Origin of the sequence: Enterobacter cloacae complex sp. I1M, from assembly GCF_014982425.1 — a bacterium.
GTDB classification, from domain to species: Bacteria; Pseudomonadota; Gammaproteobacteria; order Enterobacterales; family Enterobacteriaceae; genus Enterobacter; species Enterobacter intestinihominis.
The window spans coordinates 1-297 of record NZ_JADCLG010000082.1 but is presented as its reverse complement, the minus strand read 5'-3'; the positions used below and the strand labels follow the sequence as shown (position 1 = coordinate 297).

At 50.8% G+C, this 297-nt stretch carries 1 protein-coding gene; it reads right to left on the bottom strand.

The window, feature by feature from the left end; all coding sequences use genetic code 11:
• Positions 1-198: DUF1090 family protein (locus INF86_RS22310; protein WP_193543957.1), on the bottom strand; the 198-nt coding region annotated here is incomplete at its 3' end.
• Between the last annotated feature and the right edge of the window lie 99 nt (positions 199-297).

Below are 297 nucleotides of genomic sequence, written 5' to 3'. Positions count from 1 at the left end.
GAGTTTACTGTCGCTACAGTTTTCCCGAACCTGACGTAGCGCGGTATTTAGCCCATCAATGCGACTTTGATTATGATGCTTTTCGGCGTAGCTGATCTCTCGTTGAATATCCTGCTCTTTTTCCTGGCAGGGAGAGGCGGCTAGGGCGCTGGCGCTAAGTGAAGTCAGGACCAGAAGCAGAGCGATGCGGTGTTTCATGGATAGTACCTTCCATTGTCTGAGGGGATACCCGGAGGATATACCCGTTCCCGTTGGTGAACGTGAATGCGTTGATTCCCGCAGGTTTAAGCATAGTAA